The 20,774-nt window shown below is 66.6% G+C and carries 11 protein-coding genes; 3 read left to right on the top strand and 8 right to left on the bottom strand.

Annotation, left to right across the window (positions count from 1 at the left end):
• Positions 1-2 precede the first annotated feature (2 nt).
• Together AB2U05_RS27795 and drmB are read left to right on the top strand one after the other, a co-directional pair.
• Positions 3-3,182, top strand: coding sequence for a helicase-related protein (locus AB2U05_RS27795; RefSeq protein WP_369184548.1), 3,180 nt, complete (start codon positions 3-5; stop codon positions 3,180-3,182).
• On the top strand, positions 3,163-4,974 hold the full coding sequence (drmB, locus tag AB2U05_RS27790) for a DrmB family protein (RefSeq protein ID WP_369184547.1): 1,812 nt from the start codon (positions 3,163-3,165) through the stop codon (positions 4,972-4,974). The genes AB2U05_RS27795 and drmB overlap by 20 nt, the downstream gene beginning before the upstream one ends.
• A 283-nt stretch (positions 4,975-5,257) precedes the next feature.
• Here the strand turns inward: drmB and AB2U05_RS27785 are convergent, their stop codons facing one another.
• The 8 genes from AB2U05_RS27785 to AB2U05_RS27750 form a co-directional block, all read right to left on the bottom strand.
• Positions 5,258-6,367, bottom strand: coding sequence for a DNA cytosine methyltransferase (locus AB2U05_RS27785; protein WP_369184546.1), 1,110 nt, complete (start codon positions 6,365-6,367; stop codon positions 5,258-5,260).
• A gap of 84 nt (positions 6,368-6,451) precedes the next feature.
• Positions 6,452-8,341, bottom strand: coding sequence for a DUF6339 family protein (locus AB2U05_RS27780; protein ID WP_369184545.1), 1,890 nt, complete (start codon positions 8,339-8,341; stop codon positions 6,452-6,454).
• Positions 8,338-9,237, bottom strand: coding sequence for a hypothetical protein (locus AB2U05_RS27775; protein WP_369184544.1), 900 nt, complete (start codon positions 9,235-9,237; stop codon positions 8,338-8,340). The genes AB2U05_RS27780 and AB2U05_RS27775 overlap by 4 nt, the downstream gene beginning before the upstream one ends.
• Positions 9,234-11,228, bottom strand: coding sequence for a hypothetical protein (locus AB2U05_RS27770; RefSeq protein WP_369184543.1), 1,995 nt, complete (start codon positions 11,226-11,228; stop codon positions 9,234-9,236). The genes AB2U05_RS27775 and AB2U05_RS27770 overlap by 4 nt, the downstream gene beginning before the upstream one ends.
• Positions 11,225-12,244: a PD-(D/E)XK motif protein gene (locus AB2U05_RS27765; RefSeq protein WP_369184542.1), complete on the bottom strand. Its 1,020-nt coding sequence runs from the start codon at positions 12,242-12,244 to the stop codon at positions 11,225-11,227. Before AB2U05_RS27765 ends, AB2U05_RS27770 begins: the two co-directional genes overlap by 4 nt.
• Entirely contained in the window at positions 12,241-14,847 is a 2,607-nt protein-coding gene (locus AB2U05_RS27760; RefSeq protein WP_369184541.1) for a Z1 domain-containing protein, read from the bottom strand. The genes AB2U05_RS27765 and AB2U05_RS27760 overlap by 4 nt, the downstream gene beginning before the upstream one ends.
• Positions 14,848-15,033: 186 nt before the next feature.
• A complete protein-coding gene (locus tag AB2U05_RS27755; RefSeq protein ID WP_369184540.1) occupies positions 15,034-19,206 on the bottom strand; it encodes a trypsin-like peptidase domain-containing protein in 4,173 nt (1,390 codons plus the stop codon).
• On the bottom strand, positions 19,203-19,520 hold the full coding sequence (locus AB2U05_RS27750; protein WP_369184539.1) for a CU044_2847 family protein: 318 nt from the start codon (positions 19,518-19,520) through the stop codon (positions 19,203-19,205). Before AB2U05_RS27750 ends, AB2U05_RS27755 begins: the two co-directional genes overlap by 4 nt.
• A gap of 283 nt (positions 19,521-19,803) precedes the next feature.
• Between AB2U05_RS27750 and AB2U05_RS27745 the strand changes: the two genes are divergently transcribed.
• Positions 19,804-20,592 (top strand): very short patch repair endonuclease, encoded by a 789-nt coding sequence (locus AB2U05_RS27745; RefSeq protein WP_369184538.1) that lies wholly within the window; start codon positions 19,804-19,806, stop codon positions 20,590-20,592.
• The last annotated feature ends 182 nt before the right edge of the window (positions 20,593-20,774 follow it).

Genomic DNA, 20,774 nt, shown 5'->3' with positions numbered 1-20,774 from the left:
GCATGACCAAGGCGCAGAAGCGCGCCCTGAAGCATCTTCGAGCGGCCTACGTCGGACCGGACGGCGGGGACGAAGAGGTGCTGCTCAACCTGCCGGACCGTCAGTACGCCGTCGGGATGCTGTTCCCTCCGCCCACACTCGTCCTTCCAGACGCCGGGCAGGAACCCGCGACCGGAATCGACGACGCCGAGGCGGACGTGATACCGGGGGACGTCGAGGAGGGCGGCGCGGCCGTGCCCCTCGCCGAGGATTGGCGCCCCTCGTCCGTCGCGATCTCCTTCGTCACGGACCAGGACACCGTCCTCTGCGACCTCTCGGGAGGCACCTACGAGCCGATCACCGACGACGGACCCCCGCGCTGGCGGCGTCGCCCGTTCGGGTTCAAGGGCCTGGAGCTCGCCCGGAAGCTTCCCCCGCATTCGCTCGAAGCCGGCGACGTCGCGCTCGAGATCGGATCCAGGTGGCGCCCCTACGGCGATGCCCATCTCGTGACGGTTCACGCGCGCGTGCGATCCGAGTCGACGGGAGTCGACCGGCAGGACATCGCCCGCATACTCTTCCAGGTCGCGCTCGGCGTGACGCCGGCCCCCGGCGGCCGGATCCTGGAGTACGACGCCTCGAGGTCCTTCGATCTGGACGACGAGTCCGCGGAGCTGCGACTTCGCTACCGGGACAAGAAGGTCTACGCGGTGGGCCACGGCATGGCGGCCGACTGGGAAGTCGAGGACGGCGAGTGCACGCGCGTCCTCCTCGACCCCGTGCCGTCGTACGTCGTCCCCGCCGTCGAGACCGTCGGGTTCGACGACGCGTCCGAACCGGCAAAGGCGCTTCTGCTCGACAACCTGTCGCGGATCGACACGCGGCCGGATGAGGTCGTGCCGATGCTCGACGCGTTCGTCGAGGCCTTCTCCGCCTGGGTCGCGGAACAGGAGGGCCGTGCCGAAGACTTCGGGACCGACACGCCGGTCGCCCGATCGATCACCGGGCGGGCGCGCACGGCCGTCGAACGCATGGAGGCCGGCGTCGACCTGCTGCGCGACCCTGAGCAGGAGAAGCTGCGAGCCGCGTTCGCGCTGGGCATGACCGCGATGCGACTGCAGATGCGCCAGAGCTCGATCAGGCACGGCCAGGCCCCGGAGAACGTGAAGGAGCCCCGCTGGCGCCCCTTCCAGCTCGGCTTCCTCCTGGTGGCGTTGGCGTCCACGGTCGACGAGAAGCACGACGACCGGGAACTCGTCGACCTGATCTGGTTCCCCACCGGTGGCGGCAAGACGGAGGCCTACCTCGGCCTGGCGGCCGTCGAGATCTTCCGCCGCCGGCTCGTGCACGGCGCGGAAGGCGCCGGCACCGCGGTGATCACCCGCTACACGCTCCGCCTTCTGACGTCGCAGCAGTTCCAACGCGCCGCCTCACTCGTGTGCGCGATGGAGATCCTGCGGAAAGACGACCGGCGGGCGCAGGGCATGGCCCCCTTCTCCATCGGCCTGTGGGTCGGCAACGAGGTCACCCCGGGGACGAGGGCGGACGCCAAGAAGGCTCTCGAGCGCCTGCGCAAGGCCGCGAGGCCCAAGGAGGCGAACGCGTTCCAAATCGAGGGCTGCCCCTGGTGCGGTGCAGCGCTCGTACCCGACGCCGCCTCCCACGACCGGGGCCGGTACGGCTTCCGTCCCCTCGGCCACGACGTCGTCGTCCACTGCACCGACGGCGACTGCCCGTTCCGCGACGAGCTCCCCGTCGCCGTGGTCGACGACGTCCTCTACGAGGAGCCGCCGACGATCCTCCTCGCGACCGTCGACAAGTTCGCCCGCCTCCAGTTCAACACCAAGGCGGGCAGCCTCCTCGGCCTCGGCACGGCCTATCGACAGCCCTCGGTGATCATCCAGGACGAGCTGCACCTGCTGTCGGGCCCCCTCGGCACGACCGTCGCCGTCTTCGACGCCGTCATCCAGCTGCTCCTGCGCAGAGGCGGAACATCACCCAAGATCATCGCCTCGACCGCCACGATCCGCGCCTCCTCGGAACAGGTCCAAGGACTGTACGGCCGAGCCGTCGCCCTGTATCCGCCGGCAGGCCTCGACGGCGACCGCACCTTCTTCTCCCGCCCCGTCGATAGCGGCGAAGGCCGCCTGTACGTCGGACTGATGCCGCAGTCCCTCTCACAGGTGTCCGCGGTCATCTCCGCGGCCGCGCCCCTCATCGAGATCCCCGAGGTGCTCGCCAAACACCCCGACCCGGGCGCGACACGCGACTCCTACTGGACGACCGTGATGTACCACAACAGCCTCCGCGAACTCGGCCGCACCGGAACACTCGTGGTCGACGACGTCAACGGCCGCCTGGAACCCCGCGCCCAGCGACTAGATCTGCCGCTGCGCCGCGTCCGGGCCGGCCGCGTCCTCGAACTCACCAGCCGCCGCGGCCCCGAGGAACTCCCCAACCACCTGCGCGAACTGGGCCGAAGCGTCGACCAGACCGACGACGCCGTCGACGTCGTCCTCTCCTCAAACATGCTGTCGGTCGGCATCGACATCCCCCGCCTCGCCCTGATGCTGATGGTCGGCCAGCCGAAGACGACCTCCGAGTACATCCAGGCCACCAGCCGAGTCGGCCGCGGCACGAACAACGGCATCGTCACAACGCTGTTCCGATCGAACCGGGCCCGCGACCGCTCGCACTTCGAAACCTTCCGCGGCTACCACGAAGCGCTCTACCGCAGCGTCGAACCGACCAGCGTCACACCGTGGTCGACCGCCTCCCGCGACCGGTCGCTGGCGGGCGCCCTCGTGGCGCTGCTGCGGCACTCCGTGTCGACCCTCGCCGCGAACGACGCCGCAGCCGGTCTCGACCTGGACGACGACCGGATGCGCGACGCGATCGAGAGGATCGTCGCAACCTTCGTCGACCTGGTGAGCCGCGCGGAGCACGTCGAGGCCGAGGAGACTCGGGAGCAGGTGTGGCTGATCCTGCGCGACTGGGACCGCCGCGCGAAGCGCGCCCGCGAGGACGCAACCCCCCTGCTGTACGACTACCGGAAGGCAGAGGACCAGGCGCTGCTGAAGCGGTTCGGCCAGCGCAGGGAAGGATGGCTCGTCGGCGACTCGATGCGGTCCGTCGAACCGAACGTCGCCGTCCAGGTACGCGAGCCCTTGGAAGGAGCCGGCCGTGGAACGAATCCTGCATGATCTGCGCCTCTCGGAGACGATCACACCCTTCGGCGTGGGGGCCGTCGTCGACGTCCTCGGCGAGTCGCTGATCGCGCCCGACACCTCGTGGTGGGACCGCAAGTCCGCTCCCGAGATCAGCTGCGACCGACTCCTCGCACGGCTGGGCCCCGGAGGCGTCCTACGGCAGCCCCCCTCCCACTCGGGACGGGCGACCAAGGACACCGCGCACCTGCTCTACTGGCGCTTCCCCGCCTGGCGGTTCTGCGAACAGTGCACGACCCTCTCGAAGACCACCGGCACCTACAAGGGCCGCTGGAACAACAAGTGCAAGTGCGGCGGAGCGCTCGTGCCGATGCGCTACGTCGCCGTCTGCCAGAAGGGCAGCCACATCCAGGACATCCCTTGGTTCACCTGGGCACACCGCGGCCACGACGCAGGCGTCACCGAGACCGTTCGCTTCTGCCGCGCGTACAAGGAACTGAAATTCGTCCGCTCCTCGCAACACGGCGAGGGCCTGTCCTCCCTCCGCGTCCACTGCAACGGCTGCAAGCGCTCCCGTCCCCTCTCCGACCTCGTCAGCAAGGAGTCGCTCCACCGCGACAATATCCGCTGCACCGCCACGCAACCGTGGGAGGAACCGAAACCCGACCACGCCTGCGACCACCGGCTCGTCGCCGTCCAACGCGGCGCCACCGGCAACTACATCGCCGACCGCCTCTCCGCACTCGACATCCCCGAGGAACGCCCACAGTCCGAGCAGAACGCCGACCGCATCCGCGGCCACGAACTGTTCGCCAGGATCGTCGACGACAACGGCGGCCCCAAGGCGGAAATGCTCGCCGAAATGATCGCGGACGACCTTGGGGTCACGCCCGAGGACGTCCTCACCATCGCAACCGCTGGCGATGACCCCGGGGACACCCCACTCCTCGACCTGAAGGACGGCGAGTGGGCCGCGTTCCTCAAGAAGCTCGACGGCGGCAGGGACCACGGCGTCGACGACTTCGTCGTCGACGGCTGGAAGATGCCCGCCGACACCACATGGCCCCCGGCGCTGGCCGACCGACTCGTCGGCGTGGGCCAGGTCCGGCGCGTCCGTGAAGTGAGAGCCCTACGCGGCTTCCGACGTCACGACGCCGAGGCCGACCTCATCCCCGCCCACCTGGGAACCGACCGAAAGCGACTGCCGATCTACCCGGCCGTCCAGCTGTTCGGCGAAGGGATCTTCCTCCGGTTCGACGAGAACCGGATCTCCGATTGGGAGAACCTGCCAGAGGTCCGCAGCCGGGCCGACATCCTGGTGCAACGGCGCAAGGCGAGCCAGTGGGCCCACCGCCTCGACGCCCCCGAGCCCCGCTTCATCGCCCTGCACACGATCGCCCACCTGCTCATCCGCCGACTCGCATTCGCCAGCGGCTACGCGTCGGCCGCCCTCCAAGAACGCATCTACGCCAACTCCGACCGACCCGACCACACCGCCGGCATCCTCATCTACACCGCCGCCGGCGACGTGCAAGGCACACTCGGCGGACTCGTCCGACTGGGCGCACCGGACAAGCTCTTCCCGCTACTACTCGCCGCCCTCAACGACGCCGACGTCTGCTCCAACGACCCCGTCTGCATCGAAAGCGACCACCAGGGCTCCTCCTCCCTCAACCTGTCGGCCTGCCACGGCTGCGCCCTCGTCAGCGAGACTTCCTGCGAGACCTCGAACCGCCTCTTGGACCGCCAACTCGTCCTCGGCGGAGGAAACGTGCCCGGCTTCCTCGACACCGTCCTTGACGAGGTCCGACGCGGGGCGATCGTGTAGACGACGGGCCCGGTATCCCCTGCAAGCGCTCAGGGGATACCGCGGCCTCCTGGGCTTCGGACTTCGACAACCCCGAGCCGATCAGGAGGCCCTGTCTTCATGCGCGCACCAGCCGGAAATCACCCGACCGAGCTGCCCCAACCGAACCCATGTCCAGCATGATCGGTAAGAACGGCTTCTGCCTCCAATACCCGGAAGTCAGGATGATCGAGAGATCACGCACTGCCCGCTTTTGATCCGCCCTCCGTGCTCCTCGTTTCACCTGTCGCCGATACCCGCAGGCTCAGTAGTCGTACTGGAGCTTGATAGCGGCTTCTAGCTCTTCGCGGCAGATGTCGAGCGCTGAGGCAAGGACGTGCATACCAAGCCGCGGAGGTACGGCGTTGCCGATCTGCTGGCCGATGACGCTCCGTGCGCCTGGAGCGTGGACGTCATCGCCATTGTGCCGCCGCCAGGGGTAGTCGCGGGGGAAGGTCTGGAGTGCACCCAACTCCGTCAGGCAAAACGTTCCGAGAGGCTGCTCACCCCACACCAGTTTGTTGCGCGAAGCTTTGCCGGTCACAGTCGCCGACGGCTCGTCGTACCGGCGGCGGCCTCTCGCTTTGGGATCGCCGCCGGTGCCATAGTTGGACACCACCTCGAAGCTGTCACCGCGTCCGAGTGCCTCCTGCATTGTCACCCAAGGCAGACGGCACGAGTCCCCCGCGTGTCGCTCAACCCCCTTGCGGAAGCGGCGATGCGAAGGGGTGGGAAGCTCCGGGTCCCCCTTTAGCTGAGCGCCGTCGCCCGCCCAACGAGCGATCAGAATGGCACGCCGACGGGTCTGAGGCACCCCGAATTCCTCGGTGTGGAGAATGCCCGGCTTGGCCACCGCATAGCCCTTGCTCTTCAGGATCTCCCCGAACGCCTCCCAGACCGGGAGTACTGCCGGAACCTGCTCAAGGACGATCGCCTGATAGGGCCTTCCGTCGATGAGAGCTTCAAGCGCCCATCGCAGCGGTTCCAGGACCAACCCGGTGCGCTCGTCGCTGAGTTGCTTGAGATCGCGCCGAATCGCCTCGAACTCCTCGTCGTGCCGACCCGGCTGCACCGCAGCGTAGCGCTTCGCGAACTCGAAAACCTGGTCTAGCGCCGCCCTGCCCTCGCCGTTACCGGCGACTGTGAAGGTTTGGCACGGCGGCCCGCCGACGAGCACGTTGGCGTCCCGGAACTGGGCCGGCTTGTACTTGCGTACGTCCACCGGCTCCGTCGGCAGACCGGCTGCTTGGCGTGTAGCACAGGCATCCTCATCCCATTCGATGCCCGTGACAACCGGGATTCCCAACGCCCTCGCCGCCATATCCAGTCCTCCCGGGCCGGCGAACAGGTCGATGATCTTGAAGGGCGTGGACACGCGGTTTCCTTGCGGGGCTCAGGGAGAGGAGAGCTTCGGTTTCCTTCCGCTCTCCCACGTCGCGGACTCGGGTCGGCCCCTATGCTAGCCGGCGAGACTGTCACTGGACCGGGTGGGGACCTGTGTGAGGTGCCCCAGGACCGCCTCGCCTGTGCTGAGGGCGCGGGCGAGCGCGCGGCCGATGGCCTCGGCTAGCGGTGGCGGCAGAGCATGGCCGACCTGGCGGTACTCGGCGGTCTTGCCGCCGGCCAGTTGCCAGTCGTCGGGGATTGCCTGGATCATCGCCGCCTGCCGCACCGTGATCTTGGGATTCCCGTCGATCGGGAAACCGGCATCCGGGGGATCATCGGCGAGGCTGTTGCCGTCGACGCCGAGGTTCGCCCAAGCGCGCTTGCTGCCGGTGGGGCCGAGGTCCGCCCCACCTCGGTTCTCGGACCCGCCCACGAGCGCGGGTGCCGCTTGATCGGCGCGCGTGCACCACAGCTCGGCACCGGGCCAGCCGTTGGCGGCCATGGAAGTGCGGAGCACCTCACCGACTGTGCGTGTGGGCTTGCCGGTCGGCTCCGGCCAGGAGAAGGCCGAGTTATAAGGCTCGAGCAGAGCCACGAGAAACGCGCTTCGCCGGTTCTGGGGGACGCCGAAGTCGGCAGCGTTAAGGACCGTCCAGCTGGGATGGTATCCGGCCTGGGTCAGCTCCGATTCGATCGAGGATCGGTCGGCGGCGAAGTCGGGGCTGTCGAAGAGGTCCGGGAGGTTCTCCAGCAGGAGTGCCTTCGGCCGGACGAGAGTCAACAACCGAAGGGCTGCGGCGAGCACCTTGCGCGCCTCGGTGTCGTCGGCCCGCCGGACCGCGGCTGCCGACTTGATCCGCGGTAGGCCCCCGCTGAGCAAGTCCACATTGAGCAGATTCGGGTACTCCAGCGGGTCGAATTCGACGAGGTCGCCGCAGCGTACGTCCCAGTGCGGGCGGTTGAGGCTGATGGTGGCGCAGGCCTTGCGGTTGTGGTCGAGCAGCATGACGGGGTCGAACCCCGCCCGCTCGAGTCCGAGTGCTTGGGCACCGGCTCCGGCGCAAATTTCCAGGGAGGTGAAGCGTCGCCTTGCATGTCGGGTTTCGTCCGTTGCCGGGGGCGTGAACCGTGCCGGTGGTGGGGCTGGTGCAGGGATCAAACCCGACACCGCGTTCGGCTTGGGCTCCGGCTCGACCTTCTCCGCGGAAGCCGCCCGCAGAAGCGCCGCTACCGACTCCTGCGCCACGGCCTGAAGCTCCTCGTCGAGAGCTTGCTCCTCGATGCCGTCGAACAGGACGAAGGGGGCAAGCCGGAGCAGCCTCTTAAGGAAGTCGCGCAAGGTATCGCGCTCACTCAGGCCGCGCAGGTCGAGACCGTTCCACACCCGCAGGATCGCCTTGACCGTGTACGGGCTTCCACCGAGCGCAGCCCGACGGGCATAGATCTGGTCGAAAGCGGCCTCTCCGAGAATCCTGAGCGCGCCATAGGGATCGGGGTCATCGGAGGAGTGGACGAGCTGGGCCCGCCACCACAGGCGACCGAAGACGTGCCGGGTAAGGTCACTGCCGAGGACGCGGTCTCTGGGCGGGTCCGGGTAGCGCCAATAAGCGACGTCCGGCAGCAGGACCAGGGCCAGGAAGGCCCACACGTCCCGCGAAGCGGCCTCCGCAGGGACCAGGCCCATCTCGGAGTGCAGCAACGCCGCCAGTCGGATATCGAACTCGGCGTTCGACGTGCGACTGGATCGGTTCGGGAATCCGGCCTCTGTGGCGAGGTCTACCACCAGGCCGCGCAGTCGCTTGAGTCGGGTTTCGGAGATCCGGTCGCCGCCGGTCGCGACGTACACGGCGGAGGAGTGGGTGATGGCCACACGCTCGGTGAGTTCGGCAGGCGAGAGGTGGCGATACTCCTCGAAGAGCGGGCGGGCCTGACCGGCGAGCAGCCGGGGGTAGAGGAAGCTCATTGCGACACCTCGAAGATCTTGACGGCCTCCTGGATATCCGAGGCGAACAGGCTGGGCGACTGCTGCCGGCGTAGCCGCATGTCGTTGATCGAACGCCCGGGAAAGAGTTGGTTGAACAGGGCCGTCAAAGTTGCCCCGAGCGAGTCGTCGGGGAAGTCGGCGCTCTCTACGAATTCCTCATGGGACAGCGCGCATTCGATCATGGTCCGGGCCGTGTCCGCATACACCGCGGACAGGACGATCCTGTCGACGTCGCGTGGCTTGCCGGCGTTCTCGAAGGCAGTGGCGACTACGGTATTCCGCTCGTTGACGAGCAAAAGGAGTGAGCCCATGGTGGCGCTCTCCAGGTTGCCGCTGATCTGAAGGTGCCAGGCCGCGCGGTCCGGGAAGGAGGTCCGCGCGAAGTCGATCACTGCCATGGGGAATTGCGGCGCATCGCCCTGAAGGCGCACCGACGCGCGGTCGCTCCACAAGACCGATCCGGCTCGGCGCGGAGATGAGGGCCGCCCGTCGCCTCGACGTCCTGCGAGAACGAGAGCCGTGTCCAGTAGAAGCAGACCGCCTAGGTCCGCCCCTCGGAGCACGACGTCGAGCGAGATCGTAACCAAGCCACTGCCTGCCAAGCGGACGTGCTGGGCCGGCCCGCTGAGATTGGAGCCGGTGGCCGTCCAAACGGCGGCGACCATGAGCGCGGCGCTCGGCGGCAGCCCGGCCTGGGTACGTGCCTGGTCTTGGTCGATCCGGACGGTCCGGCGCAGCCGAAGGTCCATCTGATAGTCCCAGTCGGGCAGCGCCTCAGGTATGGGAACCTGGCCGTCGTCGGTGACCAGAACCCAGGGGTCGGTGTGGACGACTTTCTCTGAGGGGATCCGGTACGGGAGTGCTCGGCGGCTCACTGGGTCGTCACCGCCGCAACCTTGATGTCGATCTCGGTCATGGTGTCGGGGGCGGGACGGACCACGGCCCGCCATACGACATCGCTTCCGTCCATCTCGCAGGACGGGCCAACGTGCAATCGTCCGTCGGCGTCCTGCCAGCCGAGAAGCTCGGGCATCTGTGCGCCGAGCGGAGGATCGATTTCGCGTCCGCCGCTGCCCGGCAGCGTGACCGCCAGATCGGCTCGGACGCGTTGGCGTCCGGGTACGGGCAGCCTGAACTCCTGCACGAGTACGGTCGTCTCGGCGAGGTCGTCGTAATAGGGCTCGCCCACGTACTGCACGCGTGGGCGGCGGCGAGCCGTCGACTCCGTGCCATAGGTAGGTGTGTCCGCACTGCCTACGGTACCGATGTCTGAGTCGCCTCCCGATCTGTGATCCGCCGCCGGGAGAGTAGCCGCAGAGCCGGTGCCGGTCGGGACGTGATCGTTGTCTGTCGGCTCCGGTGCCTCCCGTTCGTCGATCTCCGAGGTGCGTGAGGACGTGGTTGCCGTGCTGCCGGGTCTGCCGTAGTCGGTGGCCCCGCCGATTCCCCAGGCGCCTCCGACAAGACCTGAGAAGAGTGAACTGGCTGCGCCTAGCGCCACCTTGGCTGCGCCGGCCCGGGCAGTCCCGCCGAGTGTGAGCAGCCCGTCAACGGCCTCGTGGATGCGTCGGAACGTGGTCCGGACGAAGGTGCTCTCGGGGTACTCGAGCGACTGAGGGTTCCAGGCGTCGTGGGTCGGTGGCTCGGCTTTCGCATAGACGTCGTCCATACCCGGGTCTCCCCGGAACACTCCGGCGTATCCCTGGTTTACGCTCGGCGGTTTGGGGCCGGGGTGGTAGGTGACGACCAGCTCGGCCGGTCGCATGAGGCAGACGTGATGAATGAGGTCCTCGATGCCGAGCATGCGAGAGGCGCGAGTGGGCTCTAGAGGCAGCATGATGCGGGTGACCAGCCCCATCCTGCCGAGAAACCTCCTGGGTCTGCCGCACTCGACGTCGGTGCCGTCCGGTCCGATCATGGCTTCGTAGGCGGCGACGAACATGTCGAGCGGGCGGGTCTGCCGCGGATCCGGGACGGGATAGTCTCTGCCGTCGCAGCTGACGGTGAAGCGCATCGCGGGCTGTCCCGAGCCGGTGGCGATCATCTTGGGCCACAGATGCCAGGCAGCGGTCTCCGCGAGATAGTCCGCTGCTTGGGCCGGCTGGAGATCCTCGAGCAGAGGGTCGATGACCACGATGGTGGTGCCGGTCTCCTGTGGGCCGAACGGCCTGAGGCCAAGACGTCGGGCCATCGACTCGGCTTCGGCACCGACGAGCGGTTCGATGACCTCTCCCGAGGCGTCGCCCCACCAGTGCCTACCGGTGTACCGACGCTCTCCGGCCGGTTCGTCGGCGACGTAGCTCTTCCACAGGGCACAACCGATGAGCCGGCTCTCATAGGTCCCGTCCCCCGTGCGGCAACGGGTGTGTACCAAGATCGTGCCGCACTTGGAGAGAAGGTAGAAGATGCCCTTGCCGAAGCCGTAGGTACCCCCGCCGAGCACTGTGTTGCGTGGCTCGCCGATGTTGCGAACGAAGGAGACGAAGTCGCGATCATCGCCGATCGCATTGTCGGCTCGGGTGGGTCCGCCGAGGCCTTTGGTACCGCGGTCGGAGATCGCCATCATCCAGGCCGTGCCGTGCTTGAGGGAGTCCCGGAGCGGCAGGTGTGCTGTGACGGGTGCGCCGTTCAGAACCAGTTCGCGCCATGCACCTATGTGGGCAGGACCGACCGTTCGAAGGTCGATCCGATAGTCGACCGGTTCCGACGAGTCCGTCTGCCGCGCGTCCCAGCTGTTCTGCGCGGATTCACGCACCAGGATGGTGAGCAGGTCGAGCTCCGGACGGCCGAGCTGATTGCGGATGCCTTCGGCGGCGCTCGCGCCTTCCGGGGGGTAAGGCTGGGAGAACCAGCGCGGCTCGGTCATACGGGCTCCTCCATCACAGCGCGCAGAACCTCCGTGACCTTGTCGGCATCCATCGGGGCCGGCACTGCACCGGAGAGGTCGATGGTGTACTCGACGTCGAGGGCGGCGACGGGAATCCCCGCTCGGGCCAGATCCCGACCTGTCAGCTTCGGGAAGTCGGCATCCACTTCGTGCCAGCGTTCTTCGGTTATGGCGAATCGGACGTCGTGATAGCGGTCGAGGTCGGAAGAGCGGTACCCCGCCCCGGCGAGCAAAGCCAACAGGGCGCTCTCGTCGTCGCAGAGTCGCAACGCGCGGTTGACCAGGTCCGCGAACGCCGTGCCCGTTTCAGTCGCGCGTTCAAGGCGGTACCAGACGAGATGGAGAGCCCCTCCGGTTGGGGCTTCGAGCTGGTCAAGGCCGTGAATACGAGGGCGGCGGCCTTCGCCTCTCATAGAGGACTTAACTTCGATCGCGGTGAACGAAGACGCGAAGTCGTGGCGGTGCCCGTGAGGACCCCGCCAGAACCGATGTGCGCTCGGGTCTTGTTCGAGTAGACGGTTGAGAACCGTCAACTCACCGAACAGACCGGCAAGTTGTTCGATCCCAAGGGGTGCACCGTTCGTCTGGAACAGCGCCTTCCAACGGTCGAGTACACGATAGAGCGCCTTGAGGGGATTGTCCGAGAGAGCAGCCGCTGCGGCGAGCACGTCCCCGCACAAAACGGTGAACAGATCCTCGAGATCGCTGCGCAGGCAACCTAGGTCCGCGTACGTCCGGTAACTGTCCTCGTCCTCCAGGGCACGCTTACTCAGTCGGAGCACCGGTCCGTCCAGGCCGCGTCGAACTCTTTGTTGCGAGGCGATCGGCACCAACACATGGCGATGCCCGTCGTGGTCGATCGCCACGGCCAGCGAGCCGTTGACGGTGGCGACGGGAAGCTCGGACACACGCAGGCGACGCTCACCGGAGGCCGGCTCGGTCGAAAGAGCAGACCAATGTTCGTCGACGACGTCGCGCAAGATGGTTTCCCTCACGCTTCCTCGCCATCGAGCAGGCTGAAGTCTTCCTCCTCGATGTCGACCCCGGACAGGTCGGCGGAAATGTACTTCACAACCTCACTGTCGTTGCCCCTCGGATCGGGGAAGACCATGCCGACGCCGATGACGTGCTCCTCGGCGTTCAACGCCGCGCGGCGGGCCGGTGCGGTCGGGTGCAGCGCGGATCGACGACGATCCTTCGAGGGATCGGGCTCAGACGTCTTGTCGATCGGGTACAGCACGAGCAGTCCGGTGTCCGGGAACTGACGCCGGCGCTCGGCCATGATTTCCTTCTCCGGGAGCTTGGAGATCTCCCCGCTCAGGTCGATCGCGGCATCTCGCCGGCTCATCAGCGTCTTGATGTCCGCGAAGTCGGCCTCTGAGGCGCCCTGCTCGGGGGCGAGTCGGGCACGATTGACTCGTCCGACGGCAATGCCGGGGGTGAACTCGAAGAGGTTCGAGCCCTCGGAGTCGACCGGGGTTCCGACGATGGCGACGTTCCACCGACCCAGCGAACCGGCGGTGCGGACGCGTTTCCGAACGTAATCGCTGATCAGTCCGCCATCGTTCTCGGGTGACTTTTCGTGGAAACGGTAGTCGCGCAGGAAGTCCAGCACCAGGTCGTGCGGAACGTCTCGGAAGATGAACCGGCCCTCCGCGGGTCGCTCCTCTCGCCGAACGGCGTTCGCTGCGGCCTGGTCGACGAAGCTACATGCCGCGGAGAGGTTCGCCCGCAACCACTCGGCATTGGTGTGGAAGTAGTGCGTCTGCACACGCTTCCCACCGTACGAGGAGGCGGCCGTAACCGCGTCCCGCATCTTGGCCGCTGCGGTAACTCGCAGTGCCGGGTGGGTGCGCAGCCGGACTGCGAAGGTGAGCGGCGTCTCGTCTTCGGTCATGTAACGGTCGATATCGAGGCGCATCTCCGCCTCTACGGTCGCCAAGTGCCGGAACCACTTGGCCAGTTCAGCCGTCATCCAGATCCGGGGGAGGTCGGCGTAACCGCGCCGGAACCCGAACCAGCGTCCCATCTGCAGCAGCGTGTCGTAGGCGGAAACGGCGCGGACGAAGTAGCTGACCGAGAGACCTTCCAGGGTCAACCCGCGCGAAAGCGTGTTGCCGCCCACGGCAATGGCCACGATAGGACCGTTCTCGTAGTCGAGCCGGTCCTCACTGCTGGAGTTGTCCATGATGACACGGCAGCTGTCCAGCACTCCGCGGACTTCCGGCAGCAGTTCGTCGAACTCTACCTTCGTCTCGTCGAGATCCTCGGCCGGAACTCGTGCGGTCTCCGCTTCCCACAACGCCCGCAGCTCGGTAACGAAGACCGGATCGCCCAGGTTCTCCTTCGCGCTCCTGCAGAGGTGTTCCAACGGTGCTTTGAAGCTGTTGTGTACCGCGGTGTTGACGCTCGTGTGAATGAGCATGGTGTTGTGGGGATTGCCCGTACCACGCACTCGCCGGGCGGCCGTCACCATCCAGAAGTACCGGACGGCATTACGTAGGGTGTCGGTGATGGCCGGCACGAAGCCGTCGACGTCGAGACGCGATAGCGGCCGTACGCGCTTCTCGTCACTGGCCGGGATCAGCCGGATCATGTCGAAGCCGTCGTCGACCTGCTCCGGGTCTTCTCCGTCCAGTGCATCACGGCCGAAGAGGACTTCGGTCCCGAAGTGCCCCTGAGGCTTGGGCAGGTTGACGATGAAGTCCTTGGGGTACAAGTCCTCGGCCGCCGGGTCGATCAGCAGGTTGGCGAACGGCGTGGCCGTGTAGCCGAGGTACGCGGACTTCGGCAGGCTACGCATGATGTCGAGGATCAGAGGATTGATCGATTTAGTGGCGACGGTCGCCTGATCGGCCTCGTCGTCGATGATCAGCGCGGGACAGTCCTGGAGGTAGGCCGACGCCTTGTCGAGCCAACGGGCGAGCTTGCGCAGCACGGCCGCGTTCTTCTTGACGACACATAGAACATGTGTCCGATTGGCTTTTCCGAAGTAGGAGGCCGGGTTCTCCCGCGGCGTGAAGTCCTGGTCCAGACCGGTGAGCTGAGACCACATGGTCGGGTTGGGCTCCACCAGTTGCTGCACGAGGCGCGCCTGCGTCTGCCTGCGCAGACCGTTGTGGATGCCGGCGAGGACGATGAACAGCTTGTAGCCGCGGTCCGCGGCTTTGGCCATCACGGCCGTGAAGTTGGTGGTCTTTCCCGACTGCACGTGACCGACGACCAGGCCGCGCGTGGAGAACTCCTGCTCCCGCGGGTGGTTCAGCAACGAGACGATCCGTGTCGAGGAGTCGTCCAGGCTGTTAATCGCCGGATCCTGTGGCCAGCGGTCCTCTCGGAGCAGATTCACGATCGCGGGCCAGCACTTGTCACTCGGCCGTGGGCCCGTGTACCAGGTGTAGCGGTCGCCGTCGACCACTGAGTGCGGTTCTTCCAGTTCCTTGATGCGGAACGTCTGTTGCTCGTGCCGCTCGCGGATCTGCTGAACGATCTCAGGAGCGATGCCGAACTGCTGCAGTCGCTTGACCGACTCGGCAGGTGTGAAGGAGTCGAGGAGTGCCCTGAAAGTGTCGTACATCCCGTCGAATTCATCGGTCATGCGAGTCGACCGCTCCCCGTTCTCGTTCGATACAGCTGATTATGCCCTCGGGTACTCGGGGCTCCGGCGGCGCGTCCCGCAGACACTGCGAGCGCAAGCGAAAACCTGCGCCGGCGAGTCCTCGTCGTATAGCAGGTACACGCTAGTGGTCGCGTAGAGGTCTCAGAGACGGAATCAAGGTCACGATCAGTCTTCATCGCGTGGGACCTCGGCTTCCTGCTGAGGCTGAGGCGCTCTCCAGCGCGTAGCGGCGTGCGACTCTCCGGAAAGCGGAGTATGTGTCGACGGTGCCGTCGGCTGCGCGATGGACAGTGCCAAGATCCCGTCGTCCAGACCGATCACGATGAGTCCCTCGGTTTCGGCGATGGACAAGGCGCGTGAGTGGACCGGAATCGCCATGACCGAGTACGGCGTGCGGGGGTCCCAGAGGCGGACCGTACGGTCATCGCCTGCGGTGGCGAGGAGCGGTCGGTCACCCGACGTAATGGCGCACGCGGCCCTCACCGGTCCGGTGTGCCCGTCGAAGATGTGCAGCGTGTCGCCGGTGGCGGGGTCCCAGAGACGAACCGTTCGGTCGTCGCCCGCGGTGGCGAGGAGCGTTCGGTCTCCCAACGGAACCGAGCACACGGCGTTAACTCTGCTCGTATGTCCTTCGAGGGTGCGCACCATGTCGCCGGTGTCGGGATCCCAAAGGCGCACGAGCTCGTCACCCCCCGCGGTGGCGAGGAGATTCCGGTCGCCCGCCACAACCGAGCACACGGTGTTGACCCACTTCGTCCGCTCGATGGTACGCAGCATGTAGCCGGTCTCGGGGTCCCAAAGGCGAACCGTTCGGTCGTCGCCGGCGGCGAGGAGACTTCGGCCGCCCATCGGAACCGCGCATACGGTGTTGACCCCGCTGGCATGCCCCAGGACACGCAGCATCACACCGGTGTCCGGGTTCCAGAGGCGAACCGTGTCGTCATCGCCGGCGGTGGCGAGAAGAGTTCGGCCGCCCACCGGGAGGACGCAGACGGCCCTGATCCAGTCGTTATGTCCTTCGAGGGTACGCAGCACGTGGCCGGTCTTCGGGTCCCAAAGGCGGACCGTGTCGTCACCACCCGCGGTGGCGAGGAGACTCCGGCCGCCTACCGAGACTGTACACAGAGCGGCTACGGCGCCGATGTGACCTTCGACGGTGCCGGGCGCGTCGCCGGTACCGGGGTCCCAGAGGCGAACAGTGTTGTCATCGCCGGCCGTGGCAAGGAGACTTCGGCCACCCACCGAGACTGCGCACAAGGCCAGTACGGCGCCAGTGTGGCCTTCGAGGGTGCCGGGCGTGTCGCCGGTGGCGGGGTCCCAGAGACGAACCGTTCGGTCGTCGCCCGCGGTGGCGAGGAACGTTCGGTCGCCGACCGGGACCGCGGACACGGTGTTGACCCACTTGGTGTGCCCCTCAAGCACACGCAGCGGTTTGCCGGTTTCGGGGTCCCAGAGCCGAACCGTGTTGTCGTTGCCACCCGAGACGAGGACGGTACGGTCACCCACCGGGACCGAGCACACGGTGTTGACCCACTCGGTGTGTCCTTCGAGAACGCGAAGCAACTCGCCGGTCTCGGGGTCCCACATACGAACCGTTGTATCGCTGCTGGCGGTGGCAAGAAGCGTTCGGTCGCCGACCGGGACCGCGGACACGGTGTTGACCCACTTGGTGTGCCCCTCAAGCACATGCAGCGGTTTGCCGGTCTCGGGGTCCCAGAGCCGAACCGTGTTGTCGTTGCCACCCGAGACGAGGACGGTACGGTCACCCACCGGGACCGCGTGCGTCGCTCTGACTGCTCCGGTGTGTCCTTCGAGGACATGCAGCGGTTTGCCGGTTTCGGGGTCCCAGAGCCGAACCGTGTTGTCGTTGCCACCGGAAACGAGGAAGGTTCGGTCACCTACCGGGATCGAGCACAGAGCCAGCACTGCGCCGGTATGTCCTTCGAGGACACGGAGCAGATCGCCGGTCTCGGGGTCCCACAACCGAACCTTCGTATCGCTGCTGGCGGTGGCGAGGAGCGCTTGATCACCCACCGAAACCGAGCACAACGTGTTGACCCAGTCGGTGTGGCCTTCGAGAACGATCTCCTCCGCATGAGTCGATCCCACCGCCCAGACCGCTCGATACGGAGCGTGAAGCGTGACCTTGCGATAGGTGTTGCCCAGATGCTCCCGTGCCTCCGTAACGCTGAAAAGGGCGACTCGATCTGCCGGTGCCGCGTCGAGCGCCTGTGGCGTCTTGCGAAGCAGACGGCCACGGGCCAGCGCTGTGGCTGAGGATGCCGCCTTCGCGGCTGGAATCAAGCGGCGCAAGTCGCCATAAAGGGGATACGAGTCCTCGTCCAGCAGATCGTTGATGACACCGCCGCGGACGGCATGCCGAGGTAGCGAACTAAGCAGGTAACTCGGGGCGCTTTTCCAGTGGTCGGTGCGGCCCAAGCACTTAAAGGCGTGAGTGATGGCGCACTCGTCGCTCTCGGTCGCGCTGGCCGCGGCACGTGGCCTGAGAAGGGACTCGTTCAGTGCCTGGTGGAACAACCGGAAAGCGCCCGAAGGCGTAGAGGCATCACTTGATTCGATCAGGAAGTTGGCTGCTGAGGATCGGGCAAAGGCCAACAATCCACTCGCGCTGGGAGCCCGGCCGCTTACGGCCTGGACGGCCGCGAGCCATAGGTCGATCGTCAGTCCGGGGGACTCCGCGTATGCCAGGACAGTGAGCACGTCGACGGCCGGGATTCCGTCCACGGTCGGTAGCAGAACGAGGTAGTCCCGTAGCGCAGCGTCGACGGTCGGCGTGAAGGAAACACGCGCCGGGTCGATCGCATGTCGGTCGTGCATGCCGTGGGAACGTGCAACCAGTCCGGCGATCAGGAAGTTGCCGTGCGCCAGGAGCGCGATTCGCTCGGCCACTGCGATGGCTGCGGTCTGCTCACCATATGGGCTGTCCGGGCGCTCGTCGCCGAGCAACTGCAGGGTCGCCTGCGTGTAGGCGGCCAGGTCCTCCTGCGCGAAGTACTCGGGGCTGTCGAGGTCCACGGGTTCGATGGCGTTGCGAAAGGGGGCCAAGAGGTCACCGGCGTCGTCCGTACGTCGGCTTCCGACCACCACTCGCACGCCGAGATCCACGCACGTCTCTGCGAGAGGGATCGCGATGCTCCGCATGATCGTCCGTGCTTGCTCAGGCGTGACGGCTTCGTCCAGAGCGTCGATCACGACGGCGAAGCCCCGCTGAGGTCGCTCTCTGAGCGCGCTTCGCAGCATCAAGGGCAGGTCGTCCGCGCTGTCGGGCAGAGGAGCGGACGCAGCAGCGGCGATCTCCTGTGCGACCTCCAACGCCGTCTTGCCCCTGGCGTGAACCGCACACGCTACGGATCCCTCTGGCGCGCGCACCGCGTCGTCCTCAGGCGGCAAAGTCTCCGCGATTCCCCGATCGGCGGTGGTGACGATGCGCCCCAGCACTGCGGACTTACCGACACCAGGCGAGCCGGTTACCAGCAAAACCTGCCGACGGTCACCGGTCTGGCCCGTGATCCAGGCAACGATCGCGCTCAGCGCCGCTGTTCGGCCACGGAAGCGGAAACCCCGCTCGGCGTCCGTACTCACCCCTCGGGCGCGAGGACGCCAGTGCCGCCCGGATTCGGGGTCGTCAGCAAGGGTCCAGCCCCAAGCGGACAGCGCGGCATCGCCGGCAGCTTCGACGGACCAGTCGGTGAGCAGGTGCAGCTTCTCGTCCGGCAGGAACAGGTCGACCGCCCGCATCGTGAGCGCGCGGGCATGCCCGCTAATTCCCTGCGCCTGGCCCACCAGCCCGACGACGGCCTGATAGTCGGCCGACCATAGCGCAGCTCCGCTAAAGCCCGGCCGGACATGAGATTTCGACTCCGTGTCCAAGTGGACCCAGCCGTAGCCGATCTCCTCGCCGATCGTGCCGGTCGCCGAGCTCCCCCAAGCACCGTCCGCAAAGCCGAAAGACCACCACTGACTGCCGGCCAGGTCCCTAGGGTTCGGCCGACGTAGCTGCGCAGCGAACTCCTCTGACACCGGTTGTTCAAGGACCAGGACCGCTACATCCTGCTCGTCCTGGGCATCCAGGGCAGGCGGGATCACTTGACGGACCTTGAACCGATCCAGCATCAACTCTAGGACCTTCGGGAAGGCCACCCACAGTTCGTTACGCGGCGCACGGTTGGAGATGACGACGTGAGCGCACGTAAGCACTCGATAGGCGTCGATCAGGAATCCTGAACCGAGAGGCTGCCGATCTCGCTCCGTCTCGTGAATTGCTGCGACCCAGCCGTCCGCCCTTGGCCGAGGGCCGTTCGGGAACGCCGTGGTCATTCCAGGCTTCCGTCCTCGCCTCCGTCCTGCTTCTGGCCGGGCCGCCAGGTGAGCTTCACTCCGAAGTTAGCCTCCGTGTCAGCCTTGGCGATCAGCCAGTTAGCCGAGCCGCTCACCTTGATGCCGAACGACACCTCGACCTCGGAAGGGCTGAGCCTCACAGCCTGATCCAGCACGGCTCGCGCAGCCTCGACGGCTGGCCGTACCGCCTCTTGGACCCGCCCCAAGACCTGATCGGCACGGACTTGCTGCCACTCCTCCGTCGGCTCGATCTCAAACTGGACGATCGTGTCCGAATCCAGCTCATACGACACCACTCGAGATGCCACAGGCCCCCCTTCGCTCGCACTGCGTTGCAAAGACGGTACCGGCAAGGTCCAACATCCGCCGAACCGGTGGCGTGTTGCTCCAGCCCCAGAGGTCGACGCCTGTCCCATATCGACCATGCATGAGGCAAATGTCCTCATCGCGGCGAATCCGACCCTTCGGCGCCAGCTCCCCGTTCCGGCCGGACTAGTCCGTGTAGGGCTGCAATAGCCGGATCTACGGCCGTATCGTCAATATCGAAGCGCACCATTGACAGTCGAGGAACGATCAGTGACAGCGAAGAGCGCGGCCGGGGCATCGAAGAAAGCCGTACCCGACCGTTCGTGGCGTCCACGCCAAGGGCTCGACAGGACACAACGGGCTCGGGAACAAGACCGTGCCGCCGGAGGCGCCGACCACCGGCTGGTGGACACGGGCGGGGGCCGCCTGCAGCGCGCGACCGTGGTACTGAACGGATCCAGCCGAACCGGACGGATCAAGGCCGTTCTCCAGTGGTCCGTCGACGGTCGCAAGTCGAGGGTTCCGCTGGGGGACGTCGACCGCCCCACCCGCGGCGAGAACCTACGCGCCGGTTGGCGGTTGGCCGATGAAGCCGGGCTGCTCTCGACCGAGCCGGTTCCCGAAAGCTCGTGGGCGTCATCTCCGGCGACGCGGAAGTCGATGCGCGCGAACACGGGGAAGAACACGAAACCCGAGCTGCGACTCCGATCACTCTTGCACCGCGAGGGATTCAGGTTTCGGGTCTCGGCTCGGCCGGTACAGTCCCTCCGTCGCACGGCGGACGTCGTCTTCAGGACGGAGAAGGTGGCCGTCTTCGTGGACGGCTGCTACTGGCATGGCTGTACCGAGCACCGAGGTGTGCTGCCTAAGACGAATCAGAGCTTCTGGGCTAAGAAGATCGAGGGAAACAAGGCTCGGGACCGGGAAACGGTTCGACTTCTCGAGCAATCCGGTTGGAAGGTGCTGCGATTCTGGGAGCACACCTCTCCAGAGGAGGCTGCCCGTACCGTGATCGAGGCGGTTACCGCAGCGCGCGCGGAGGCTGCTGCAGCGAAGTGATCAGAGAGCACGGCCGCTGAGCAGGTCGTAAATATCGGCCACGGTCCGGCGTTCCGAGGGCGAAGTGGAATACTTCGGTCCCATATTCGATGGAGTTCAATGGACGAAGGTCCGGATCCCCCCGGACGCCTAAGAAACGCCCGGGGGCCAGCAATGATCTGGCGACCGGCTTCGGCCGCGCA

Origin of the sequence: Streptomyces sp. Y1 (assembly GCF_041053115.1) — a bacterium.
Classification (GTDB): domain Bacteria; phylum Actinomycetota; class Actinomycetes; order Streptomycetales; family Streptomycetaceae; genus Kitasatospora; species Kitasatospora rubellomurina.
The sequence above is the reverse complement of the archived record's forward strand: the minus strand, read 5'-3'. Positions and strand labels throughout refer to the sequence as shown.